Source organism: Streptomyces sp. NPDC088915 (genome assembly GCF_044749825.1).
Classification (GTDB): Bacteria; Actinomycetota; Actinomycetes; order Streptomycetales; family Streptomycetaceae; genus Streptomyces.
This window is the reverse complement of the sequence record NZ_JBIVIR010000004.1, coordinates 144,149-168,922: the sequence shown is the minus strand read 5'-3', so window position 1 is coordinate 168,922 and position 24,774 is coordinate 144,149. Positions and strand designations below refer to the sequence as shown.

Annotated in this window: 21 protein-coding genes; 10 read left to right on the top strand and 11 right to left on the bottom strand. The window is 74.3% G+C overall.

Features of this window, described 5'->3' with window-relative positions; translation table 11 throughout:
- Positions 1-33: 33 nt before the first annotated feature.
- Positions 34-999 carry an LLM class F420-dependent oxidoreductase gene (locus ACIP5O_RS09370; RefSeq protein ID WP_401290549.1) on the bottom strand — a complete coding sequence of 322 codons (966 nt, stop codon included), beginning with the start codon at positions 997-999 and terminating at the stop codon, positions 34-36.
- Between the two features lie 255 nt (positions 1,000-1,254).
- Here ACIP5O_RS09370 and ACIP5O_RS09365 point away from each other — a divergent pair, with 255 nt between their 5' ends.
- From ACIP5O_RS09365 to ACIP5O_RS09355, 3 genes are all read left to right on the top strand, one after another.
- Entirely contained in the window at positions 1,255-1,344 is a 90-nt protein-coding gene (locus ACIP5O_RS09365; protein ID WP_356542022.1) for a putative leader peptide, read from the top strand.
- Positions 1,345-1,779: 435 nt separating this feature from the next.
- Positions 1,780-3,252 (top strand): hypothetical protein, encoded by a 1,473-nt coding sequence (locus ACIP5O_RS09360; RefSeq protein WP_401290546.1) that lies wholly within the window; start codon positions 1,780-1,782, stop codon positions 3,250-3,252.
- Between the two features lie 119 nt (positions 3,253-3,371).
- A complete protein-coding gene (locus tag ACIP5O_RS09355; RefSeq protein WP_401290543.1) occupies positions 3,372-3,770 on the top strand; it encodes a molybdopterin-binding protein in 399 nt (132 codons plus the stop codon).
- A gap of 35 nt (positions 3,771-3,805) precedes the next feature.
- Here the strand turns inward: ACIP5O_RS09355 and ACIP5O_RS09350 are convergent, their stop codons facing one another.
- Positions 3,806-5,350, bottom strand: coding sequence for a PucR family transcriptional regulator (locus tag ACIP5O_RS09350; protein WP_401290541.1), 1,545 nt, complete (start codon positions 5,348-5,350; stop codon positions 3,806-3,808).
- 240 nt (positions 5,351-5,590) lie between these two features.
- Between ACIP5O_RS09350 and ACIP5O_RS09345 the strand changes: the two genes are divergently transcribed.
- The 5 genes from ACIP5O_RS09345 (at position 5,591) to ACIP5O_RS09325 (ending at position 13,201) form a co-directional block, all read left to right on the top strand.
- Positions 5,591-6,424 (top strand): FAD binding domain-containing protein, encoded by an 834-nt coding sequence (locus ACIP5O_RS09345; RefSeq protein WP_401290538.1) that lies wholly within the window; start codon positions 5,591-5,593, stop codon positions 6,422-6,424.
- Positions 6,421-9,204, top strand: a complete 2,784-nt coding sequence (locus tag ACIP5O_RS09340) for a molybdopterin-dependent oxidoreductase (protein WP_401290536.1) — start codon at positions 6,421-6,423, stop codon at positions 9,202-9,204. The genes ACIP5O_RS09345 and ACIP5O_RS09340 overlap by 4 nt, the downstream gene beginning before the upstream one ends.
- Positions 9,205-9,351: 147 nt before the next feature.
- Positions 9,352-9,918 (top strand): molybdopterin-dependent oxidoreductase, encoded by a 567-nt coding sequence (locus ACIP5O_RS09335; protein WP_401290534.1) that lies wholly within the window; start codon positions 9,352-9,354, stop codon positions 9,916-9,918.
- A gap of 321 nt (positions 9,919-10,239) precedes the next feature.
- Positions 10,240-11,058, top strand: coding sequence for a molybdate ABC transporter substrate-binding protein (gene modA / locus ACIP5O_RS09330; protein ID WP_401290531.1), 819 nt, complete (start codon positions 10,240-10,242; stop codon positions 11,056-11,058).
- Positions 11,059-11,152: 94 nt separating this feature from the next.
- Positions 11,153-13,201: an ABC transporter permease gene (locus ACIP5O_RS09325; RefSeq protein WP_401290528.1), complete on the top strand. Its 2,049-nt coding sequence runs from the start codon at positions 11,153-11,155 to the stop codon at positions 13,199-13,201.
- Between the two features lie 111 nt (positions 13,202-13,312).
- Here the strand turns inward: ACIP5O_RS09325 and ACIP5O_RS09320 are convergent, their stop codons facing one another.
- Together ACIP5O_RS09320 and ACIP5O_RS09315 are read right to left on the bottom strand one after the other, a co-directional pair.
- On the bottom strand, positions 13,313-13,618 hold the full coding sequence (locus ACIP5O_RS09320; protein WP_401290525.1) for a hypothetical protein: 306 nt from the start codon (positions 13,616-13,618) through the stop codon (positions 13,313-13,315).
- A gap of 297 nt (positions 13,619-13,915) precedes the next feature.
- The gene (locus tag ACIP5O_RS09315) at positions 13,916-14,371 is read right to left on the bottom strand and encodes a hypothetical protein (protein ID WP_401290522.1); all 456 of its coding nucleotides are present in this window, start codon (positions 14,369-14,371) and stop codon (positions 13,916-13,918) included.
- A gap of 843 nt (positions 14,372-15,214) precedes the next feature.
- On the opposite strand from ACIP5O_RS09315, the gene ACIP5O_RS09310 reads away from it, so the two are divergent.
- Both ACIP5O_RS09310 and ACIP5O_RS09305 read left to right on the top strand, forming a co-directional pair.
- Complete coding sequence (locus ACIP5O_RS09310; RefSeq protein ID WP_401290520.1) at positions 15,215-15,784, top strand: hypothetical protein; 570 nt, start codon at positions 15,215-15,217, stop codon at positions 15,782-15,784.
- The gene (locus ACIP5O_RS09305; RefSeq protein WP_401290517.1) at positions 15,763-16,002 is read left to right on the top strand and encodes a hypothetical protein; all 240 of its coding nucleotides are present in this window, start codon (positions 15,763-15,765) and stop codon (positions 16,000-16,002) included. The genes ACIP5O_RS09310 and ACIP5O_RS09305 overlap by 22 nt, the downstream gene beginning before the upstream one ends.
- A gap of 59 nt (positions 16,003-16,061) precedes the next feature.
- Here ACIP5O_RS09305 and ACIP5O_RS09300 read toward each other — a convergent pair whose 3' ends face one another.
- From ACIP5O_RS09300 to ACIP5O_RS09270, 7 genes are all read right to left on the bottom strand, one after another.
- On the bottom strand, positions 16,062-16,820 hold the full coding sequence (locus ACIP5O_RS09300; RefSeq protein WP_401290515.1) for an NADPH-dependent F420 reductase: 759 nt from the start codon (positions 16,818-16,820) through the stop codon (positions 16,062-16,064).
- Between the two features lie 106 nt (positions 16,821-16,926).
- The gene (locus ACIP5O_RS09295) at positions 16,927-18,330 is read right to left on the bottom strand and encodes a DEAD/DEAH box helicase (protein WP_401290512.1); all 1,404 of its coding nucleotides are present in this window, start codon (positions 18,328-18,330) and stop codon (positions 16,927-16,929) included.
- A gap of 225 nt (positions 18,331-18,555) precedes the next feature.
- The gene (locus ACIP5O_RS09290) at positions 18,556-18,759 is read right to left on the bottom strand and encodes a cold-shock protein (protein WP_015031667.1); all 204 of its coding nucleotides are present in this window, start codon (positions 18,757-18,759) and stop codon (positions 18,556-18,558) included.
- Positions 18,760-18,976: 217 nt separating this feature from the next.
- On the bottom strand, positions 18,977-19,834 hold the full coding sequence (locus tag ACIP5O_RS09285) for a DUF817 domain-containing protein (RefSeq protein WP_401290509.1): 858 nt from the start codon (positions 19,832-19,834) through the stop codon (positions 18,977-18,979).
- Between the two features lie 113 nt (positions 19,835-19,947).
- Complete coding sequence (locus ACIP5O_RS09280; RefSeq protein ID WP_356542002.1) at positions 19,948-21,393, bottom strand: glyceraldehyde-3-phosphate dehydrogenase; 1,446 nt, start codon at positions 21,391-21,393, stop codon at positions 19,948-19,950.
- Positions 21,394-21,591: 198 nt separating this feature from the next.
- Entirely contained in the window at positions 21,592-22,623 is a 1,032-nt protein-coding gene (locus ACIP5O_RS09275; RefSeq protein ID WP_401290505.1) for a serine hydrolase domain-containing protein, read from the bottom strand.
- A 164-nt stretch (positions 22,624-22,787) separates the two neighbouring features.
- Entirely contained in the window at positions 22,788-24,587 is a 1,800-nt protein-coding gene (locus tag ACIP5O_RS09270) for a VanW family protein (RefSeq protein ID WP_401290503.1), read from the bottom strand.
- Positions 24,588-24,774: the final 187 nt, after the last annotated feature.

Here is a 24,774-nt window from a genome sequence, read left to right as displayed (position 1 = left end):
CGCTCACGGTCGGTGCCCCGTCCCCGCCCGTTCTCAGAGCTCGCGCAGGGCCGGGAGGAGCTCCTTCTCCGCCCAGTGCAGGAACGGCTCCTGGTGCTCGCCGCCGATCTGGACGAGGGCCAGCTCGGTGAACCCGGCCTCGGCGTACGGACGGACGGCCTCCACGAACGCGTCGACGTCGTCGCCGCACGGGATGTTCTCCGCCACGTCCTCGGGCCGGACCGTCTCGGTGGCCTGGGCGAACCCGGAGGGCAGCGGAAGCTCGGAGTTGACGCCCCAGCCGCCCAGCGACCAGCGGAACTGGTCGTGGGCGCGCGCCACCGCCGCCTCCCGGTCGGGGTCGTAGCAGACCGGCACCTGGCCGACGCGCGGCTTGCCCGCGCCGCCGTGCGCGTCGAAGGACTCGAGCAGCTCCCCCTTCGGCTCCGTGGCGATCACCAGGTCCGCCCGGCGCCCGGCGACCTTGCAGGAGTGCGGGCCCGACACGGCGATCCCGATGGGCGGGGGAGTGTCGGGGACGTCCCACAGCTTGGCGTTCTCGACCTGGAAGTGGGTCCCGCGATGGGTCACGTACTCGCCGGAGAACAGGTCGCGGATGATCCCGGCGGCCTCGTCCAGCATCTCCAGGCGGACGCCGGCCGAGGGCCAGCCCGCGCCGACGACGTGCTCGTTCAGGATCTCGCCCGAGCCGAGGCCGAGCCGGAACCGGCCCTCGGAGAGGAGCTGCACGGTCGCGGCCTTCTGCGCCACGACCGCCGGGTGGTAGCGGAAGGTCGGGCAGGTCACGTACGTCATCAGCGGGATGCGGGAGGTCGCCTGCGCCGCCGCCCCCAGGACGCTCCACGCGTACGGGGCGTGCCCCTGGGAGTCCAGCCACGGGAAGGAGTGGTCCGAGATCACGGAGAAGTCGAATCCGACGCGTTCCGCCTCGACCACGTGCCCCACCAGCTCACGGGGCCCGGCCTGCTCGGTCATCATCGTGTACCCGATCTGCATCATGCCGGGCGACTTGCCGCGAACCCGCTCCTTGAAACGGGCATGCCGGGCACTTCTCCCGATGGTGGCCGGAAAGGCGTTCGCCGGGCGAAACGGGTGCCGGCCCCACGGGGGCGGGCCTCGTCATGGCGGTTCGTGGTGACGCGGGGCCGAACCCCCTTGCCCGGGGCGAGGGTTGGAGCAGCCCGCGCCACCGTCCCACTCCGTGGAACGCGGGCCGGTGCGCCTTGACCCCGCCGACGGGCACCTGCTTCGATCATGCACATGAAGAGCCGCCGGACGACCCTCACGCGACGACGTCACGTCGACCTCGCGCGCACGTCCGGCGCCCTCTGTAGCGGACGCTGACCCCGGCCGCCGCCCTCCGCGCCCGCCGGAACCGCGTCCGGCCGCGCCGCCCCGGGGGCACCGCCCCCGGCCGCGGCCCGTCACCCTCCGCGCCCGTCGCCGTCCGCCGCGGCCGGATCCCGGCCGCGTGACGCCCGGCCCTCCTCACCGGCCCCGCCGGTCCCTCCCTCCTCCCGGCGATCCCGGGAGTTCCCGATCCGGGGGACCCGCGGGGCCCGCCCGGCCGTGCCCGCCGCCCCGCCCGTACGCACCACCCCGCCCGTACGGGCTTCCCACCGCCCGTACGGGCCCGCCCCCGCCCGTACGGGCCCGCCCCCGTCCGTACGGGCCGCGACCCCGTCCGTACGGGCCGCCCCCGTCCGTACGGGCCGCCCCCGCGCCCGTGCGCACGCGCCCCCACGCCCGTTCCCCTTCCGGAAGGAAACCGCCCTCGTCATGGCACTCCCGTCCGCGCGCCCCCGCGCCCGCCGCAGGCCCCTGGTCGCCGCGCTGTTCTCCGCCCTCGCCCTCGCGGCCACCGCCGTCCCCGCCGGAGCGGCCCCCACCGCGGGGAGCTTCCTCCCCGTACCGCCGCACAACCCGTACGCGGGCCCCGCCGGGACCGCCACCATGCACGGGGACACCGGCTCCTCGGACACCACCCCGCTGGCGGGCCCCGGCGCGGGCGCCCTGGCCTCGAAGCGGGTGGCCCTCGCCTCCGCCTGCCCCACCGTCCTCGTCGGCTCCGACGGCCACCCGGTCGCCCTGTGCACCCCGATCCTCGGCCAGGTCCCGACCGTCCACCTGCTGAACCCGGCCGACGGCTCCTCCCTCACCACCCTCCGGCTCACCAAGGGCTCGCTCCTCGGCGGCGTCTACGCCTACCTGGACGCCGAGGACCGGCTCGTCGTCGTGGACGGCAGCCGCAACCTCCTGCGCGTCGCCCACCGCAAGGACGCCTCCGGCACCTGGCGCCTCTCCGTCGACCGCAGCCTCTCCCTCGCCTCCGCCGTCCCCGCCGACGACGCGGTCACCGGCCTCTCGCCGGACTGGCAGGGACGCGTCTGGTTCGCCACCGGCAACGGCGTGGTCGGCCTCGCCGACGACCGGACCGGGCGGATCGGCACCCTGCGGCTCCCGGCCGGGGAGCGCGTCGCCAACAGCATCTCCACCGCCCCCGAGGGCACCGCCGTCACCAGCACCCACGCCACCTACCTGCTCACCGCGGACGCCGACGGCACGCCGAGGACCGTCTGGCGGCAGGCGTACGACCGGGGCCGGGCCCGCAAGCCGGGCCTGCTGAGTTGGGGCAGCGGCTCCACCCCGACCTTCCTCGGCCCGAAGACCGGCACCGACTACGTCGCGATCGTCGACAACGCCGACACCACCGTCCGCCTCAAGGTGTACCGCACCGCCGACGGCGGCGAGATCTGCTCGATCCCCGTCCTCCGGGCCGCCGGCGGCCCCGGCAGCGAGAACTCGCCGATCGGCGCGGGCAACAGCGTCTTCGTCGCCGGCACCTACGGCTACCCGTACCCGGCGCTCCCGGACGGCGCGGGACCGTCCGTGCCCTCCTCGGCCGACTTCGCCGGCGGCCTGACCCGGGTGGACATCCTTCCCGACGGCACCGGCTGCGCCACGGTCTGGGACAACACCCTGCGCTCGGCGGCCGTCCCGAAGCTGTCCACCGCCACGAACACCCTGCACACCGTCGTGCGCGACCCGCTGATCCCCGGCACCGGGGGGACGGGCGTCCTCGACCCGTACCGCTACGTCCAGATCGACCCGGAGACGGGCCGCGTCACCCGCTCCCAGCAGGTCGGCATCGGATCCCTGTACGACACGCTCCAGATGGCCGGCACCGTCGCCCCGGACGGCGCGTACCTCCAGGGCACGGTCACCGGCGTCCTGCGGATCACCGCGGGCTGAGCCCCGCCCCGCGTCAGTACACGTCGCGGACGTACCGCCGGTCGCGGGAGGAGGCGGTGTCGGGCCGGTCGAGGCGGCCGGAGGCGAGGGGGCCTCCGGTCACCCCCTAGAGTGCGGGAATGCCGTCGTACAGCATGGGGCAGGCCGCGCGGCTGCTCGGAGTGAGTTCGGAGACCGTTCGCCGGTGGGCGGACGGGGGCAGACTGGCCGTGGAGCGCGACGGGGCCGGCCGGCGGGTGGTCGAGGGGGTGGCCCTGGCCGCCTTCGCCCGGGAGCGGGGGGCCGGGCTGCACGCCGTCCCGGAGGACGACGTGCCGACCTCGGTGCGGAACTCCTTCGTGGGGATCGTGACCGGGGTGCGGACCGACGACGTGGCCGCCCAGGTGGAGGTGCAGTCGGGGCCGCACCGGCTGGTGTCCCTGGTGACCCGCGAGGCCGTCGAGGAACTGGGGCTCGACGTCGGGGTCACGGCCACCGCCCGGGTGAAGTCGACCGGCGTGCACGTCGACCTGACCTGACCCCTACCGAATCACCGACCGAATCACCGGCCGAATCACCGGCCGGGTCGGCGGCAGAGGAGGGCGGCGCGCAGGTCCACCCGGTCGTCGAGCCGGGACAGGTCCCGGCCGGTGAGGGTCTCGATGCGCTCGACGCGGTAGTGGACCGTGTTGACGTGGATGTGGAGGGCCTCGGCGGTCCGCGTCCAGGAGCAGTCGTGCGCCAGGAAGGCCTCCAGGGTCTCCAGGAGCATGGCGCCCGACCCCCGCCCGGCGCCGAGGAGGGGGCCGAGGACCGTCGTGCGGTAGACCTCCCGCACGTCGACGGGGACGCCGGCGAGCAGCAGGGCCAGCCCGCCGAGGTCGCGGAGCCCGGCGACCGGCGGGGCCGGCGGGGCCAGGGCGGGGGCCGCCGCGAGGGCGTAACGGGCCTGCGCGAGCGCGGTGTTCAGCGACGTGGGCGCGGTGACGGGCAGGCTCACCCCGACCCGCCAGGCGCTCTCGGGCCGGCAGGCCCGGATCAGCGGCCACACCTCGCGCAGTTGCTCTCCCACCCACTCCGCCGCGTCCTCCTCGTGGGCGAGGACGGCCGTCGCCTCGTCACCGGCGCCCCGGGCGACGGCGAACGCGACGGACGGCAGGTGGCCGAGCGCCTCGGTGAGCGCGGCGACGCCGTCGGCACCGGCGTTCCCGTCCGGCTCCAGGGCCGCGACGACCACCGTGTGGGCGGCCCGGTCCGCCAGGCCGCAGGAGGCCAGCGCGGACCGCAGGCGGTCGGTGTCGGCGCGCAGGGCGCCGACGGCCTCCACGAGCCGGGCGGAGGCGGCGGCGCGCGCCGCCCGGTGCCGGTCCTCGCGGCGCCGGTGCCGGCCGAAGAGCTCGGATATCTCCTGGAGGACCCGCGGGGGCACCCGCCCCTCCTCCGGCAGGTGCAGGTACCAGGTGTCGAAGTCCGTGCCCTCGGCCTCGACGCGCAGCGTCGTGCCCCGCCCGCCGCGCAGCACCTCCGCCGCCTCCCGGGCGGGCAGGGCCGCCGCTCCGCCGGTGCGGGCCACGGTCCGGCCGCCGGGGGTGAGCAGGTGGCAGGCGGGCGTGCCGAGGTGGGCGAAGGCCCGGTCGAGCAGCTCGCCGGTCGTCGCGCCGCCCTCCAGGGCGCGGTCGAGGTCCAGGCGGACGTTCTCCGGCAGGGCGCGGTGGTCGGCGGGATGCCGGCTGAGCTCGCCCCACTGGCGCAGGTAGACGGCTTCGGTGACGGCCCGGAAGCTGGTGTGCGGGGGCACGGCGACGAGGGCGACGCGGTGCCTCCGGCACGCGTCGACCAGTTCGCGCGGCACGTGCCCGTGGGTCTCCTCGCCGGCGAGCAGCGCCACCGCCCCCGCCCGGCGCAGGGCCGACACGAAGCGGTCCGTCTTGGCCGGCGCGCCCTCCCTGCTCCACCACACGAGCCCGCTCAGCACGACCTCGCCCGGCTGGAGGAAGCGCTCCGGGTCCTCCAGGTCGGTCGCGGTCACCCCGGCGATCTCCTGGCCGAGCAGCGCCTCGTCGCCCCAGACCAGGGAGAGGTCCAGACGGTCGAGTCGGAGGAGGTGGTCGACGTGCATGCGGGGCTCCTTGCGCGGTCGCGGGACGGGCCCGCCCTCACATTCACGAGGCGAATGCGAGTCGCTGCATCGTAGATGCCCGGCTATGGGCCGGGAAAAGCTCCTGGACGATCCTCCAGGGCCGGGCGCCGGGAGGGAGGCGATTTCCGGGTGCGCGTCCAGTCGTGCCGTGCGCCCCCGCCGGGCTTCACTGGCCTGAAGGAACCGGTCGGAGGACGCCGGTCGGAAGGCGGGGACGGGATGGACCTCAACACGATCACGGACGTGCGGGACGCGCGCCTGCGCGAGCCCTGGCGCCCCGGGGACGCCTGGCTGGGCGGCGGGACCTACCTCTTCTCCGAGCCCCAGCCGCACCTGCGCCGGCTCGTCGACCTGAGCCGGACGGGCTGGGAGCCGCTCACGCGCCACCCGGACGGCTCGCTGGAGATCGCGGCGACCTGCACGATCACCCAGCTCTCCCGCTTCGGACGGCGCTCCCTCGACGCCCCCGCGGCGCCGCTCTTCGAACAGTGCTGCCGGGCCTTCCTCGCCTCCTTCAAGATCTGGAACACGGCCACCGTCGGCGGGAACCTGTGCAACGGCCTCCCGGCCGGACCGATGATCTCGCTCACCGCCGCCCTCGACGGACGCTGCCTCCTCCAGGCGCAGGACGGCTCCACGCGCGAAGTGAAGGTGGCCGAATTCATTCGGGGCGCGGGCGTCAAGGACCTCGCGGAGGGCGAACTCCTGCGCTCGGTGACGCTGCCCGGCCGGGCCCTGGAGTGCCGCACGGCCTTCCGGCAGGCCTCGCTGTACGGGCTCGGCCGGTCCGGGGCGCTGGTCATCGGGACGCTCGACCCGGTGGACGGCTCGCTGGCGGTCACGGTGACCGCCGCCACCACCCGCCCGTTCCGCTTCTGGTTCCCGCTCCCGCCCGCCCGCGAGGCGCTCCGTACCGCGATCGACACCGCCGTACGGGACGAGGACTGGTTCGACGACATCCACGGACTGCCCGAGTGGCGCCGGCACATGGGCCTGCGCCTCGCCGAGGAGGTCCGCGGCGAACTGACCGCACCGGAGGAGGACGCCCGATGAGCTTCGAGGTCCGCGTCAACGGACGCGCGTTCGACGACGAGCCGCGCGGCGGCCAGTGCCTGCGCACCTACCTCCGCGAGCGCGGCTGGTTCGGGGTGAAGAAGGGGTGCGACGCGGGGGACTGCGGCGCCTGCACCGTCCACGTCGACGGGCAGCCGGTCCACAGCTGCCTGTACCCGGCGGTGCGCGCGGAGGGCCGCGCCGTCACCACCGTCGAGGGGCTCGCCTCCCCGGACGGCGAACTCCACCCCGTACAGCAGCGGTTCCTCGACGCGCAGGGCTACCAGTGCGGCTTCTGCACGGCCGGCTTCCTCATGACGACCGCCGCCCTGGAGGCCGAGCGGGACACCCCGCACGACGACGGCAAGCTCGACGACCTGCCCCGCGCCTTCAAGGGCAACATCTGCCGCTGCACCGGCTACCGGGCGATCGAGGACGCCGTACGGGGCGTGAAGCACACCGAACGCCCGTGCGCCGGAAAGGCGGTGGGCCGCAACGTCGGCGCGCCCGCCGGCCCCCAGGTCGTGACGGGCACCGCCCGCTACACCTTCGACGTCGAGGTCCCCGGCCTGCTGCACATGAAGCTGTTGCGCTCCCCGCACCCGCACGCCCGGATCGTCGCGATCGACGCCTCCGCCGCGCTCCGCGTCCCCGGCGTGCACGCCGTCCTCACCCACGAGGACGCCCCCGCGACCCTGTACTCCAGCGCCCGCCACGAGCACCCCACCGAGGACCCCGACGACACCCGCGTCCTGGACGACGTCGTCCGGTACGTCGGCCAGCGGGTCGCCGCCGTCGTCGCCGACAGCGAGCGGGCCGCCGAGGAGGGCTGCCGCCGGATCGAGGTGACGTACGAGCCGCTGCCGCACGTCACCGACCCGGAGGAGGCCATGCGCCCCGGCGCCCCCGTCCTTCACGCGGGCAAGGGGACGGAGGAGCGCATCGCCCGGGTCGAGAACAACGTCGCCGGTGAGGTCCACGGCGAGATCGGGGACGTCGAGCGGGGGTTCGCCGAGGCGGACGTCGTGTACGAGGAGACCTTCCGCACCCAGCGCGTCCAGCACGCCAGCCTGGAGACGCACGGCTGCGTGGCGTACTTCGAGCCGAAGGAGGACGGCACGGGGGAGCGGCTCACCGTCCGCTCCTCCACCCAGACCCCGTTCCTGACCCGGCGGGCCCTGTGCGCGCTCTACGGCCTGCCGGAGGACGGGGTACGGGTGGTCGCGGGCCGGGTCGGCGGCGGCTTCGGCGGCAAGCAGGAGATGCTCACCGAGGACATCGTGACGCTCGCCGCGCTGAAACTGCGGCGACCGGTGAAGCTGGAGTACACCCGCGCCGAGCAGTTCTACGGCGCGACCACCCGCCACCCGTTCACCATCCGCATCAAGGTCGGCGCACGCCAGGACGGCACGCTCACCGCCGTACGGATGCGGGTGGTGGCCGACACCGGCGCGTACGGCAACCACGGCCCGGCGGTCATGTTCCACAGCGTCGGCGAGTCCTTCGCCGTCTACCGCGCCCCGCACAAGAAGGTCGACGCCTACTCCGTCTACACCAACGCCGTCCCGGCCGGCGCCTTCCGCGGCTACGGCCTCGGCCAGGTCACCTTCGCCGTCGAGTCCGTCATGGACGAACTGGCCCGCCGCCTCGGCATGGACCCGCTCGCCTTCCGGGAGAGGAACGTCATCGGCCCGGGGGAGGGCATGCACAGCCCGATCGGCGAGGAGGAGGACCTCCACATCGCCTCGTACGGGCTCGACCAGTGCCTCTCCGTCGTGCGCGACGCCCTCGCCGGGGACCGCAGCGCGGAGGACGCCCCCGAGGGCTGGCTCGTCGGACAGGGCACGGGCATGGCGATGATCGCGACCGGGCCGCCCGGCGGCCACTACGCCGACGCCCGGGTCTCGCTCCTGGAGGACGGCACGTACGACATCGCGGTCGGCACGGCCGAGTTCGGCAACGGCACCACCACCGTCCACCAGCAGATCACCGCCGGCGCCCTGAACACCACCGAGGACCGGCTCGTCGTCCGCCAGTCCGACACCGACGTCGTGCGCCACGACACCGGCGCCTTCGGCTCCGCCGGCACCGTCGTCGCCGGCAAGGCCGTCCTGCTCGCCGCGACCTCCCTCGCCGAACGGCTGCGCACCCTCGCCGCACGGCACACGGGCACGGCCCGCCACCTGTGCGTGCTCGGCGCCGAGTCCGTCGACTGCGCCGGACGCACGGTCACCCTGAAGGAACTGTACGAGGCGGGGCACGCGCTCGGGGCGGCGGAGGAACTGGCGGCGGACGGGCACTGGGGCGGTTCGCCGCGCTCGGTGGCCTTCAACGCCCAGTGGTTCCGGATCGCCGTCGACCCGGGCTCCGGGGAGATCCGCATCCTGCGCAGCGTCCACGCGGCCGACGCCGGCAAGGTCATGAACCCGATGCAGTGCCGGGGCCAGGTCGAGGGCGGGGTCGCCCAGGCCCTCGGCGCCACCCTCTTCGAGACCGTGCGCGTCGACGAGCGCGGCGAGGTCACCACGGCCGCGTTCCGCCGCTACCGGCTCCCCCAGTACGCCGACGTGCCCCGCACCGAGGTCCACTTCACCGAGACGACCGACGCCATCGGCCCCCTCGGCGCCAAGTCGATGAGCGAGAGCCCCTTCAACCCGGTCGCCCCCGCCTTCGCCAACGCCCTGCGGGACGCCACGGGCATCCGCTTCACCGAACTGCCGGTGACCCGCGACCGCGTCTGGCTCGCCCTCGACCGGCAGGGACGGAACACGGTCCGATGAACCAGGCAAGGACGAGGGTCCGTCTCGTACGAAGCTCACAGGTACGGGCCGAACGCCTCGATTCACATGGCAAAAACGGTTCCCCGCTCCGGCGGTCGGGTATCACTGCGCGCAGCCGCCGTACCGACCGCCGCGAGGGGACCGACGATGAGCCGACCGAACACCGCGCCCCACCCGACAACCGCCGCCACACCCGCACCTGCGACCGCGCCCGTGTCCGTGTCCACGGCCCCGCCCGCCGCCGGGCCCGCGCCCGCCGGATCCTTCGCGCTCCGCGGGGACGTGGCCCGCCCCGCCACGCTCACCGTCGCCGACCTGCGCCGGGGCTGGGAGCAGCACCGGGTCGAGGTCGTCTTCGACTGCGCCACCGCCGGGCCCCAGCACCACACCTTCGCCGGGCCCCTCCTGCGGGAGGTCGTCGCCGTCGCGCACCCCCGCTTCGACCCCGCCCGCCGCAAGGAGCGCTCCCGCTTCCTGATCGCCGTCGACGGCGGCGACGGCCACCACGCGCTCCTGTCGTGGGCGGAGATCGACGCCGACTTCGGTGATGCCCCCGTCCTCCTCGCGACCCGGATGGACGACCGGGACCTCGACGGGGACGGCCCGCAGCTCGTCGTCCCGTCCGACCGCTGCGGAGCCCGCTACGTCAGCGCGGTCACGGGGATCTGGATCGGCCCCCTCCGGCTCGCCGGAACCCTTCCGTCCGAGGGGTGAGACCGCCGGGGGCGCCTCTCGTCGGTTTCTACCACCTCTCCCTCACCTGCGACGGAGAGTCCCACGATGTTGTTGCAGATGAGAGAGATCACGCCCTACGGTGTCGCACATGCAGCCCCACACACCCGGGCGGGCAGCGCATCTGCCAGGCGTCGGCCCGGACACGGCACGGCACCGGGCGGACGCCGACAGGACGAAGTCGAACGGCGTGCGCACCGGCCGCCCCTGACCACGTCCCCCGCAGCACCCGAGACACCCCGGCCGTCGGCGCGACCGGCCCGTCCGCACGTCCCCCGTTCCTCTCCAAGGAGTTCCGATCCCATGAGTCTCACCCCCGCCGGACGCCGCACCGCCGCCGCCGTGCTCACCGCCGCCCTGTTCGTGCCGCTCGCGGCCTGCTCGTCGGGCGACGACGACAAGAAGGACACCGGCGGCTCCACCCCCTCCGCCTCCGGCTCCGCCACCGGCGCCCCCGCGGCGAACCTCACCGTGCTCGCCGCCGCGTCCCTGACCGACGTGTTCAAGACGGCCGGCGCCGCGTACGAGAAGTCCCACCCGGGCACGAAGCTGACCTTCTCGTTCGCCGGCTCGCAGGAGCTCGTCGCCCAGGTCTCCCAGGGGGCGCCCGCCGACGTCCTGGTGACCGCCGACACCAAGAGCATGGACAAGGTGAAGGCCGACACCGGCACGCCGGCGGTCATCGCCAAGAACCGGCTCGTCATCGCCACCGGCGAGGGCAACCCGCACAAGGTCGACGACCTGAAGGACCTCGCGGACACCAAGCTCAAGGTCGTCCTCGCGGCCCCCGAGGTCCCCGCCGGCAAGTACAGCAAGCAGATCCTCGACAAGCAGAAGATCACGGTGAAGCCGGTCTCCCAGGAGCCCAACGTGCGCGCCGTGCTCAGCAAGGTCGAGCTGGGCGAGGCCGACGCCGGACTCGTCTACAAGACGGACGCCGAGAGCGCCGAGGACAAGGTCGACGCCGTCGAGATCCCCGACGGCCAGAACGCGATCGCGCAGTACCCGGCCGCCGCCCTGAAGGACTCGAAGAACGCCGAGGCCGCCGCCGCGTTCGTCGCCTGGCTGTCCTCGCCCGAGGGCCAGAAGATCCTCCAGGACGCCGGCTTCCAGAAGCCGTAACGTACGGGATCGTCCACGATCGGGAGGGGCCGCCCGTACCGGGGGAGCCGGGCGGCCCCTCCGCTCCACGCCCTCACCTCTCCGGGACCGTCGAATGAAACGAGCAGGCATACGCGCCTCCGGGAGGCGTGCCGGGAGTTCCCGGCCGCCCCTCGCCCTCGTGCTGCCCGCGCTGGCGGCCGTGGCCTTCCTGGCGCTCCCCCTGATCGGCATCCTCGTACGGACCGAGTGGGGCGGACTCCCCGGCCACCTGACCGCGCCGGGGACCGTCGAGGCGCTGAAGCTCTCGCTCCTCGTCTCCTTCTGGGCGCTCGGCCTCTCGCTGCTCCTCGGGGTCCCCCTGGCCTGGCTGCTCGCACGGGTCTCCTTCCCCGGCAAGGCGGTCGTCCGGTCGCTCGTCCTGCTGCCGATGGTGCTGCCGCCGACCGTCGGCGGCGTCGCGCTGCTCCTGGCCTTCGGCCGGCGCGGGCTGCTCGGGCCGTGGCTGGAGGACACCTTCGGCATCACCCTGCCGTTCCACACCTCCGGCGCGGTGATCGCGGCGACGTTCGTCGCCATGCCGTTCCTCGTCATCAGCCTGGAGGGCGCGCTCGGCGGGCTCCGCCCCCGGTACGAGGAGACGGCGGCCTCCCTCGGGGCCCCGCCGGTCCGCGTCTTCTTCACCGTCACGCTGCCGATGGTCGCGCCCGGGGTCCTCGCGGGCGCGGCGCTCACCTGGGCGCGGGCGCTGGGCGAGTTCGGCGCCACGATCACCTTCGCCGGAAACCTGCCCGGGACGACCCAGACCCTCCCGCTCCAGGTCTACCTCCTGCTCCAGGACGAACCCGAGGCCGCCACCTCCGTCTCCCTCCTGCTCCTCGCCATCGCCATGGGCGTCCTCGTCGCCCTGCGCGGACGCTGGACCGGCACCCCGCAGGACCGGAAGCGCCCACCGGCCACCACGGAGGAACCGGCGAAGGGACCGGGCGGGGAGGGGCCCTTCGCGGAGAGGCCGGGCGTGGAGGAACCGGGCGTGGAGGGACCGGGCGTGGAGGGACCGGGCGTGGAGGGACCGGTCACGGCGGAGCCGTCGGCCGACGCCGCCCCGCCCGCTTCCCCGGCCGCCGGCCGGTGGGCGCTGCACGCCGACGTCACCGGCTTCACCCGGCTCGTCCTGGACGCCGGACCCGGCACCACCATCGCCGTCGTCGGCCCCAACGGCGCCGGCAAGACCACCCTGCTCCGCGCGCTCCTCGGCCTCACCCCGCGCGCCCGCGCGGATCTCCGGCTCGGCGACGAGGACGTCACCGCGCTGCCCCCGCACCGCCGCCACGTCGCGTGGGTGCCGCAGGACGGCGCGCTCTTCCCGCACATGTCGGCCCTGGCCAACACCGCCTACGGCCTGCGCGCCCAGGGCGTCGTCCGGACCGAGGCCCGCCGCGAGGCGCAGGCCTGGCTCGACCGGCTCGGCGTCGGCCACCTGGGACACAGGAAGCCGGCGCAGCTCTCCGGCGGCCAGGCCCAGCGGGTCGCCCTCGCCCGGGCGCTCGCCGCCCGCCCCCGGCTCCTCGTCCTCGACGAACCCCTCGCCGCCCTCGACCAGACCACCCGCGCCCACGTCCGGCACACCCTGCGCACCCACCTCGCCGGCTTCGGCGGCGTCTGCCTCATCGTCACCCACGATCCCGTCGAGGCCGTCTCCCTCGCCGACCGCGTCCTCGTCCTCCAGGACGGCCGGGCCCTCCAGGACGACACCCCCGCCGAGGTCACCCGCCACCCCCGGTCCCCGTGGGTCGCCCGCATGCTCGGCCGCAACGCCTGGCCCGGCACCGCCACCCCCGACGGCCTCGCCCTCGACGGCGGCGGCACCCTGGTCGCCGCCGAACCCCCGCCGCCGGGCACCCCGGCGCTCGCGATCGTCGCGCCCGAGGCGGTGTCCCTCCACCGCGAGAGGCCCACCGGCAGTCCCCGCAACGTCTGGCCCGGCACCGTACGCGAGATCACCGCCAGCGGCAGCCGGCTCCGCGTCCTCGTCACCTCCGACCGGGCGCCCGACCTCGTCGCCGAGATCACCCCGCAGGCCGCCGCCGAACTCGGCCTCGCCGACGGCGTGCCCGTCTGGACCGGCGTCAAGGCGACCGAGACCACGATCGTGCCCCTCTGACGGCCCTCCCCGACGCCACCGGCCTCGCCCGTCTCGCCGCACGCGTCGACACCGGCGAGCTGCGGCCGCGGATCGCCGCCCGGGGAACCCGGCCCGGCCGGGGAAGCGGGATCAGTCCTCCAGGAGCGCCTGGGCGACGAACCCGCCCGGACGCACCCCGCCGGGCACCGCGAACACCGCCGACGCCTCGTGCACCAGGTAACGGGACAAAGCATCGCCGCGCGCCAGCCGCCGCTGCACGGGGACGAAGGCGGTACGCGGATCCTGCTGCCACGCGGTGAAGAGCAGACCGGCGTCCGGGGTGCCGTCCGGCCGGATCCCGTCGTGGTACGACCAGCCGCGGCGGAACACGGGCGCGTCACCGTGGACGGCCGTGGCGGCCAGCCGCACGTGGGCGTTGGCGGCGACGACCGGCACGCCGTCGGGGCGGACCGCCGTCAGGCATCAGCCGGGACCCATCCGATATTCACCTCGCAGATGTGAGCCCAAGAAGCGTCTTGGCCCCTTGGATGATCCACCGTGCCCATGCCTCGCGGGAGGGCCGTTTTCTGTGCCCGGATCCCATCGCCCCGACGGGCCGGGGAGTGCTTGACTGGCTCGTGCCGGCCCCGGAGCGGAGAAGTGGCTCTCGCCGCCCCGGACCGACCGGTCAGGAGGGCCCTGTGCGCCGCGCGCGGTGTTCGGCGCGCAGGGGCCCCACACGGTCCCGGGCCGTCAGGAGCCTTCCCCCGCGGGCGCCGCCGCCGCGCCCGACAGGCCGTCGCGGGCCAGGCCGTACTCGTGGGGGTGGTTCTCCGCACCGGGCAGGGCGAGGGCCGTCTCGAACTCCCGGCGGGCCTCGGCGTGCCGGCCCGCGGCCGCGTAGGTGCCGCCGAGCCGCACGCGGACCTGCAGCTCCAGCCACGTGCTGGTGTGCCGGGTCAGCGCCGACAGGGCCTCGTGGCCGGTTCCGGGCGGTTCGGCGCCCCAGACGTCGTCGAGGAGCCGCTCGTACGTCACGAAGGCCGGCGCCCGCAGGACCAGGGCGGCGAGGACCGCCTGCCTGCGCACCGGGCCGAGGACGATCGGCGTACCGCCGCGCCGGGCCCGGACGGATCCGAGCAGGTCGATCCGCAGGCGTTCCCCCGCACCGGCCGGTGCCCCGCCCGGCTCCGTTGCCCGCTCGTCCACTTCGCCGCCCCCGTGCTTCCCGTGCGCCCCGTGCCCGCGCAGTTCTTCAAGGCCCTTGCTTCAACAGGATTTCATCGCCCTTGCAACGCGGTGCGCCAGGGTTGGCCGAGTTGTGTCGGGTACCCACGCATCGACGGGGGCGGAGGTGCCGGGTGACGACGCACAAGGGCGGGGCGGCAGTGTCGGCTGCCGCCCCGCAGCCGTCGGAGGACCGGGCCGCCGTGGCGGTCCGGATCGCGAACGGCCCGCCCCCGCACCGTCGAACCGCCGAGAGCGGTCTGCCGAGAGAGGTCCTTCCACGTCCCGTCCCCAGGGCGCGTCCGGCACACGTCCCACCCGTCGCGGCGGCCGTTGGGAGCGCTACCGGGTCGTCCACCCCTTCTCCGCCCGGGACCGGGCGGGCCTGTGGGGAGCGATCGCGGGAGGCGTCGTCATCGTCGCGGCGGTCCCCTTCCTCATCGGTCGGCACGAGAACCGGCGCACGGCGTTCCCGTTCGACGCGGCCGGCGCCCGGTTCGGCAGGGGACCGGTGATCGCCGGGTTCGTCGCCCTCCTGCTCCTGGCGGGCCTCGGGACGTACGCCGTCCGGAACGACCGGCAGGGCGGAACGGCCGCGCCGCCCGTGGCGACGGGGACGGTGCGCCCCTCCGGGACGCCGACCGCCGCCCGTACCCCCGCGACCGCGCCCCCGCGCCCCGGCGGATCCCCACGACGCGGGAGATCAACGCCGGGCGCGAGGCGGGGGACACCACGGCGTGGATCGTCGACGACCGCACCGACCTGCCCCGGCGGCACGTCGCGCTCCACGACCTGTGGGTCGTCGGCGACACCGTCGTCCAGACCGTGTACCGGAAGGTCGTCGTGGTCCTCATCCCCACGGAGAACCCCGGCGAGTGCCACCCCGACGACGTGGCGGGCGGCCCCCGTCTCCTGGTCGGCTCCGACCGCGCGATCGGCGTCCACCGGAGCAGGACGTACAGCCGGATCCGGGAGCTCGACCCGCGCACCGGCAAGGTGCTCCGGCGCTACCGGACCCGGCCCGGCCGGAAGATCGGCAGGGCGTTCTCCGTCGACCCGGTGGTCCTCACCACCCTCCACGCGGAGAAGCGCACCGACGACCGGCGGATCGTCTCCCCCGGGCCCGGCGGGAAGCCACGCGCCACCATCGACGCCAGGGCGAAGGGGTTCGCGCACTGCGCCGACACGGGGGAGTCGGGCGAGAACATGCAGAACCGCGCGGGCACCCTCGTCGACGAACGGGCCGTCCACCTGGGCGGGACCGACCGGGTCGGCGCCTACGACCTCGGCACCGGGACGTTCCTCCGGGGCGTGAAGAACGGGGGCGACAGCACCCTCCACCCCCTGCACGCGGAGGGCGGCACCGGGCGCTCGTGTACGAGACGGCCTCGCTGAACCGGCCGGGCGGGATCACGCGGCTCGGCCCGGGCAGCGCGGACACGAAGGAGCAGGTGCTGCGCCACCCCGCGTCGGCACGCTCCGAGGAGTACCTCATGGCGGCCGGAAGGCCGGCCTACGCGAAGGGCCGGATCGTGATCACTCCTTCGGGCGTCGACGGCGACGACGCGCAGCACGGTCCCCGCATGCTCTCCTTCGCCCCGGGCAGACCGTGAGCGGCCGGGCCCGGCCCGGGGACACGGGGTCCTCCGGGCCGGGCGGGGCGCCGCGAGCTTCAGCCCCGGAAGGCGGCGGGGCGCTCGGGGGAGGCCTCGGCGAGGGCCTTGGTCACGGCCTCGACACCGGCGCGGAGCCCGTACACGGGGGTGTCGGGCTGCTGCCGCCAGGAGTCGTCGATGCCGCCGGCGTCGACGGTGTCGAAGCCGAGCTCGTCGATCAGGGCGCGGACGGTGTCCTTGGCGGCCCCGTCGTCACCGGCGACCGGCAGGGCGATCCGCTCGGGGTCGCCGGCCGGGCGCGGCCGGTCGAGGATGTCCTGGGCGTAGGTGCCGTTGAACGCCTTGACCACCGGGTGGCCCAACTGCTTCTCCGTCCAGCGGCTCTCGGTCAGTCCCCCGTCCTCGATGGCGTCGATCCGCCCGTCGCGCTCCCGGGGGTAGTAGTTGTTGGTGTCGAGGAGGACGAACCCCTCGGCGGCACCGGCGAGGACGTCGTCGGGGAGGTCGGGGACGTTCTTCAGGGGGATGGTCACGACGACCAGTTCGGCGTCGCGGGCCGCCTCGGTGGCGTGCACCGGGGTGGCGCCGGTCTCCTCGGCGAGCGCGGTGAGGGTCTCGGGGCCGCGGGAGTTGGCCACGGACACGTCGTGGCCGAGGGCCGTGAGACGACGGGTGAGGTTGCCGCCGATGTTGCCGGCGCCGATGATGCCGATCTTCATGACACGTCCTTCGTGAGCGCGGTCGGGGGCGGATCCGGCGCGGTCCGGGAGCGTGCCCCGGGTGCGTCCGGGGCGGCGCCGGTGGGCGTCGCGCATCCCCGTCGGTGAGGGAGAACACCATGATCCGGAGGTTTCTTCCGCGGTACGGCCGATCCCGGCACGCGCTGTGGAACGGCCCTGGTGGGCGCCCCGTCGAAGCCGGTCAGCCGCCCTTGCGGATCTTCGCCGCTCGGCGGGCCTCGGCCGTCTTGTGGGCCTCGGTGGCGCGGCGGGACTCGTTCTTGGCGCGGCCCGGGCGGCCCGGGACCGTGCCGATGCCGCGGAAGGCGGCGCCGCCGCGCTTGGCGCCCTCCTGGGTCGGCGCGCTGCCGGCGACCGGGACGCCCGAGGGCTTCCGGGCGCCGGTGATGCGGGTCAGTTCGGCCTCACCGGAGCGGACCCGGGCGACCTGGGGGCGGATGCCCGCCTCCGCCATGACGCGGGCCACGTCCCGGCGCTCCTCGGGGGTGACCAGGGTGACGACCACACCGGACTCGCCGGCCCGCGCGGTGCGCCCGCCGCGGTGGAGGTAGTCCTTGCCGTCGGCCGGCGGGTCGACGTTGACGACGAGGTCGAGCGCGTCGACGTGGATGCCGCGCGCCGCCACGTTGGTGGCGACCAGGACCGTCACCTCGCCGCTCTTGAAGCGGTCCAGGGTGCGGGTCCGCAGCGGCTGGGACTTGCCGCCGTGCAGCGCCGCCGCCCGTACGCCGCTGCCGAGGAGGTGCTTGGTGAAGCGGTCCACGGCGTGCTTGGTGTCCAGGAACATGATCACGCGCCCGTCGCGGGCGGCGATCTCCGTGGCGGTGGCGAACTTGTCGGGGCCGTGCACGTGGAGCACGTGGTGCTCCATCGTGGAGACGGCGGCGGCCGACGGGTCGACCGAGTGCACGACCGGGTCGGTGAGGTAGCGCTCGACGAGCAGGTCGACGTTCCGGTCGAGCGTGGCGGAGAACAGCATCCGCTGCCCCTCGGCGCGCACCTGGTCGAGGAGTTCGGTGACCTGCGGCATGAAGCCCAGGTCGGCCATCTGGTCGGCCTCGTCGAGGACCGTGACCGCCACCCGGTCGAGCCGGCAGTCCTTGCGCTCCACGAGGTCCATGAGGCGGCCCGGCGTCGCGACCAGGACCTCGGCCCCGTCGCGCAGCGCGCCCGCCTGCCGGCCGATGGACATGCCGCCGACCACGGTCGCCAGGCGCAGACCGAGCGCGGCGGCGTACGGGGCGAGCGCGTCGGTGACCTGCTGGGCCAGCTCCCGCGTGGGCACCAGGACCAGGGCGAGCGGCCTGCGCGCCTCGGCCCGGCGTCCTGCGGTCCGGACGAGCAGCGGAAGGCCGAAGGCGAGCGTCTTGCCGGACCCGGTCCGCCCGCGCCCGAGGACGTCGCGGCCCGCGAGCGCGTCGGGCAGCGTGGCGGCCTGGATCGGGAACGGCTCGTCGACGCCCAGACGGCCGAGCACCCGGAGGACCTCGGCCGGCAGACCGAGCTCGGCGAAGCCGGTGACCGGTGCCGGGGACGCGGCGGATTCGTCCTTCCGGACGTCGTCCGTGCGGGGCGTGCTGTTCATGTGACCTTCCTCGAAACGGTGCGCTGGAACGGTGCGCTCCGAGGAATTCACGACGGGCGGTGGGCCCGTGAATTGCCGCGACGTACCGAATGCCGTATGCGTGCGGATCCGGACGTGCCGCGAGAGCGGCGCACGGCGTCCGGGCCGTGGGAAAAGCGGAAAACGCGACGGGCCGGTGGCCCCACCACACGGGTGGGGCCACCGGCCGCGTCGGACGTGTCAACGTCAGGCGGGGAGGATGTTCTCCGCCTGCGGGCCCTTCTGGCCCTGCGTGACGTCGAAGGTCACCTTCTGGCCTTCCTGGAGCTCACGGAAGCCGGAGGTGGCGATGTTGGAGTAGTGGGCGAACACGTCCGGGCCGCCACCCTCCTGCTCGATGAAGCCGAAGCCCTTTTCCGAGTTGAACCACTTCACGGTGCCATTGGCCATTGTCTTGTCTCCTTCGGGGCGTAGCCCTGGGAACCGCACTGTGCGGAACCCGGAGTCGCCGTGATGATTGCCCCGTCCGGAAACTGCACCGAAAACAAATCAAGTGCCTGACGATGTCGAATCGTCGAAGGCACTTGTAAGTATTTGGGAACCACAACTGCAACTGACATCGACTGTAGCACGTCGGCGGCGCCCGTGCGCGAAATCCACAAATTTCTCACCCGGAGCCGCCGAGAACAAATTTCCGGCCACCGCCCCGGCACCCGTTCCGGCCACCGCCCTGCCCGTCACCCCGCCCGTCGCCCCGGTCGCCGTCCTCCCGGCCCCCGCTCCGGGCCACCAGGACGAAGGTGACGCTGATGAGCAGCGCCCACGCGCCGAACTTGGAGAGGGGCACGGGCTGCCAGCCGTGCAGTTGGTGCGGGTAGCTCCAGGCCCCGACGTACGTGGCCGCGTTCTCGGCGACCCACAGGAAGAAGCCGATCAGGACGAACGACAGGGCCAGCGGCATCCGGTGGTCCCGGGGTCCGACCCGGAACCGCACCCACGTCCCCGCCGTCGCGACGAGCAGCAGCGCGGCCAGCGCCCAGCGCGCGTCGGGCAGCCAGTGGTGGCTGAAGAAGTTCACGTACACGGCCCCGGCGAGGACCGCCGTCACCCGGGGCCGGTAGCCCGTGAGCCGCAGGTCGAACAGGCGCCAGGCCCGGCACACGTAGCTGCCCACGGCCGCGTACAGGAACCCGCCGTACAGGGGCACGCCGCCGAACTTCGTCAGGGCCTCCTCCGGGTAGCTCCACGAGCCCATCCGCACCTTGACCAGCTCGAAGAGCAGGCCGATGGCGTGGCAGCCGGCGATCACGGCGACGTCCCGGCCGGTGTCCCAGCCGACCCGCCACGCGAGGAGCGTGAGCCCGGCCCCGTACAGGAGGAGCAGGTCGTAGCGGGCGACCGGCAGCTCCGGCAGCAGCGTCGAGGCGGCGATCCCGCCGACGAGCGCGACGGCGAAGGCGCAGCAGCGCGCCTCGAGGACCGCGAAGCGCAGCAGCTGGCGTGTCCCGTGGACGAACGTCTCCATGGCGGGAGGGACGCGGGGGACGCCTGTTCGGTTCGCCGTCCGTGTCCACGTACGGGAACGGGAACGCGCCGCACCCCGGGAGGGTGCGGCGCGGCCGTCGGGCGCCGCGCGGATCAGACCGCCGGCGACGGGAAGGTCGGGTACTCCACGCCGGAGACGTGCTGGACGACCCGGATGACCTGGCACGAGTAGCCGAACTCGTTGTCGTACCACAGGTACAGGATCGCGTTGTCGCCGTCGACCTTGGTCGCGCCGGCGTCGACGATCGACGCGTGGCGCGAGCCCACGAAGTCCATCGAGACGGCGTCGGGGGCCGTGGTGAAGTCGATCTGGCGCTTCAGCGGCGAGTGCAGCGAGACGTCGCGGAGGTACTCCAGGACCTCGTCGCGGGTGGTCTCGCGGCCCAGGCGCAGGCTCAGGATCGCGATCGAGACGTCCGGCACGGGGACGCGGATCGAGCTGCCGGTGATCGGGGCCTTCAGCTCCGGCAGCGCCTTGGCGACGGCCGAGGCGGCACCGGTCTCGGTGATCACCATGTTGAGCGGCGCGGAACGGCCGCGGCGGTCCGCCTTGTGGTAGTTGTCCAGGAGGTTCTGGTCGTTGGTGAACGAGTGGACGGTCTCCACGTGGCCGCGCAGCACGCCGTACTCGTCGTCCATCGCCTTCAGCGGCGGGACGATCGCGTTGGTGGTGCAGGAGGCGCAGGACAGGATCCGCTCGTCCGGCTTGACCGTGTCGTGGTTGACGCCGTGCACGATGTTCGGCACGTCGCCCTTGCCGGGTGCGGTCAGGACGACCTTGTCGATGCCGGGGCGCAGGTGCGTGGAGAGGCCCTCGCGGTCGCGCCACTTGCCGGTGTTGTCGATCAGGATGGCGTTCTCGATGCCGTACGCCGTGTAGTCGACCTCGGAGGGGTCGTTGGCGTAGATCACCTTGATCGTGTTGCCGTTGGCGACGATGGAGCTGCTCTCCTCGTCGACCGTGATCGTGCCCTGGAACTGGCCGTGGATGGAGTCGCGGCGCAGCAGCGAGGCGCGCTTCACGAGATCCTGCTCGCCCCCGCCGCGGACGACGATCGCGCGCAGCCGCAGACCGTTGCCGGAGCCGGCCTTCTCGATGAGGAGGCGGGCGACGAGGCGTCCGATGCGGCCGAAGCCGTAGAGGACGACGTCGCGTCCGTCGCGGCGCTCGATCTTGTTCTCACCGGTGGCGCCGGCGACGGCCTCGGCGGTGAACTCCGCCACCGACAGACCGCGGTCGTCGGTCTTGTAGTCGGCGGCCAGCATGCCGATGTCGATCTGGGACGGGCCCAGGTCGAGGGTGGTGAGCGTCTGGAGGAAGGGGAGCGTCTCGGTGACCGACAGCTCCTCGCCGGCTATCTGCCGGGCGAAGCGGTGGGTCTTGAGGATGCTGACCACCGACTTGTTCACCAGGGAGCGGCTGTGGAGGAGGACGGTGACGTCCTGCTCCCGGTGCAGCTTCCCGATGATCGGGATCATCGACTCCGCGATCTCCTCGCGGTTCTTCCAGCTGGTGAACGAGTCGTCATTGACAGTCACAAGTTTATCTTTCGAGCTAGGCGGCGCTCATATGGTACCCCCGGGCCCATTCGATCGATCAAGGGGTCCGGGGTGTGACGAGGGCCCCTTGTGGAGCCCCCCGCGCACCACTTCCGGGGACCCGTCACGTCCCCGCGAGCCCGGCCGGGGAGCGGCCTTCGGGTTTCACCGGGTGAGCGGGAACGGAAGGACGTCCGGTCAGGGGAAGACCAGCGCCCGGAAGGCGTCCCTGACCCGGGCCAGCGGCCCGGGATCGCGGGTGAGGTAGAGCCGGTTGGTCAGCAGGACGGCCCAGCGCCCCCGCGCGGGCGAGACCCAGAGGCCCGTGCCGGTGAAGCCGAAGTGCGCCCAGACGTCGTCCGCCGGGCCCGTGCCCGGCGCCGGGTGCCAGAAGAACCCGCGCGGCGGATCGAGGCGGCCGGTGCGCACGCGCAGCGAGGCGGCGGTCCACTCGGCGGAGAAGGTGCCGGGTGCCGGGTCGAGGAGGTGGCGCAGGAAGCGGCCGGTGTCGGCGGCGGTGGTGAAGACGCCCGCGATGCCGCAGGCCCCGCCGAGGAGCCGGGTCGAGAAGTCGTGGACGGTGCCCCTGAGCCGGACGCCGCTCTCCTCGTCGTACTCCGTCGGCGCGCACCGCTCGCGGAGGGCGGCGGGCAGCGGCCCGTACCGGGTCTCCGTCATGCCGAGGGGCGCCCAGACCCGCTCCCCGGCGAGCCGGGGGAGGGGCTGCCGGGTGAGGTGCTCGGTGAGGTAGCCGAGGATCAGGGCCGCCCGGTCGGTGTACGCGACGGCCTCGCCGGGCCGGTGTCGCAGCGGCTCGGACAGGACCCCGTCCCGGACGTCCTGCGGATCGGAGCCGTACAGGTGCCGCAGGTTGGCGCGCAGCGGCAGGCCCGCCGTGTGGGTGAGGAGGTGGTGGGCCGTGACCCCGGCGAGCGGCCGCCCGGCCGCCTCCGGCCAGTACGAGCCGAGCGGGGCGGACGGGTCGAGCTTGCCGGCGTCGACGAGGGTGCCGGTCACGGCCCAGACGGCGAGGACCTTGGTGAGGCTCGCCGCGTCGAAGAGCGTGTCGGGGCGCGTCGGCCCGGCGGGGTCCGCCGGGTCGAGGACGCCGACGGCCCCGGCCGACAGGGTGGCGCGGGCGTCGCCCGCGGCCCATGCGGCGCCGGGGACGGCGCCCGCGCGCACGGCGTCGCCGAGCAGCCGCTCACAGGGGTCGGTGCGCTGTGCCAAGGCGGGCCTCCGACGGGATCGGGGCGGCCCGTCCGGCACCCCGAAGGACCGCGCTCCGAAGTCATGCCCGCACCGAAGGGGAAGACACCCTTCCGGCGGACGTCGTCACCCGCCGGGGTGCGCCACCACCCGTGGCACGCCCCGGCACGTCTCCCCGGGGTCCGTCAGCGCCCTTCGGGGACGTCCGCCGCGCCCCCGGCGTCCTGGGGCTTCTCCTCGGGGTCCGCCGTGCAGGTCACCTCGTCGCGCGGGGTGTAGTGGGTCTTGTAGGTCTCCCGCTTGACCTCGACGCCGTCGTTCTTGAACACCCGGTCCACCGAGATGTCGAAGCCCTCCAGGGGCGGCTGCGGCACGCAGGCCTTTCCGGTGCCCTCGCGCTTCGTGGGCTGCGTGAGGTTGGTGCGCGGTCCGGCGACCGCCTCCACCGAGTCGTACTTCTTCGTCCCGAGGAAGCTCACGGTGACCGAGGAGTCCGTCGCGCTCGCCTTGATGTAGATCGGCTTGCCCGTGTCGTTGCGGAACCTCAGGTCCAGGCTGCCCCAGGCGACGGTCGCCTCGCGGCCGGCCGGGTAGCGCTCGATGTAGAAGGAGTGGGCGCCGTGCTCGACGGGCTTCACCCCGGCGAAGAACATGGCGTTGTAGACGGTGGTGGCCATGGCGGACACGCCGCCGCCGGGCGCGGACCGGTACTGGCCGTCGAGGATCATCGTGCCGTCGACGAAGCCGTTGTCCGGGGTGCGCTCGCCCACCGTCCTGTTGAAGCTCCACACCGCGCCGGGCTGCACGAGCGAGCCGTTGATCAGCTCGGCCGCCCGGCCGATGTTCGTCGTCCGGTAGGGGGCCGAGGGGAAGTTCACGGTGAAGGACGACATCTGCTCGGTGATGCCGAGGCGGGCCAGCGAGTCGGAGGTCAGGTCGGGCCGCGTGACCTTGGTGGCCACCGCGGCCGTACGGGCCGCGTCGCCGGTCTTCGTGAGCAGCGGGCGGACGGCGTCGCCGAGGGCCTTCGCGGTCACCTCGTGACCGGGCCGGCCCTCCGACTCCACGACGACCTTGCCGCCGCGCACGCCGAGGGTCGACTGCGTCGGCGCGTTCGTCAGGGAGGCGAGCGGCCGCGCCACGTCCGGGTCGCGCAGCAGCGCCTCCGCGTCGAGGTTCCCGCTGAGGTGCCCGTCGTCGTTCTTCACGGTGAGGTGGTCGCTCAGCGTGGCCGGGGAGATCCGCAGGCGCTGTCCCCCGGCCGTGAGCGTCACGGGACCGGAGAGGGCGGGCTCGGCGTACGCGTCGAGGAAGCGGTTCACCTCGGCGGCGGGCAGCTTCGGCCGGGTCAGGGCGACGGGGAGGGCGACCGGCGCCGCGCCCGTGGCGGCCGGATAGGCCGCGCGCAGGGACTCGACGGCCCGGGCGGTGTCCAGCTTCCGGCCCGTGACCGGCTGGGTGGCGACGGCCTTGCCGTCGCGGAAGGCGACGGAGCCCTCGCGGACCGCCCGGTCGTTCCGCTTCGCCAGGTCGGACACGGTGGTCTTCGCCCTGGCCTCGTCGTACGCGAAGACCGGCCGGATCTCGCGCTCGCCGGAGGAGAAGAGGCGCCGGACGACGGTGACGGGGTCGCGGGAGGGGTCGGCCGCCCGCTCGGCGGTCTTCGCCACGTCCACGGTCAGGCCGGCGGAGGCCGGGTCCACGGTCGACGCGAGGTCGCCGACCCGGACCGGGATCGGCGCCTTCCACGCGGCCGGGGCCTCGGCTGCGAGTCTCGCCTCTGCCTGGGAGCGGCTCATGCCGCCGATGTCTATCCCGGCGACCCGCGTACCGGCGGATATGTCGTCCCCCGTGGCGAGCAGGCCCGCACCGTACAGGCCGCCGGCGGCCACCGCGACCACACCGGTCGCGATCGCGGCCGTCCGAAGACGCGGACGGCGCCCCTCGCGGGGCGTCGGGTCATGATCGGTCGTGGAGCGGGGCACGCGCTCTCCCGGGGCGTCGGTGAGGAAGGGGAACTCCACGACGGTACGCCGAAAGAGTGTCTTATGCACATAAGGGCGGTTTGACCTGCGGCAATACGGAGGGCCGCGGAGGGGGTACGGAAGGTGGCGCCCAAGAGCGTTCCGGGACCGTTCCGGTGCCTCCGGCGGGGGCGCGGGAGGCGGGGCC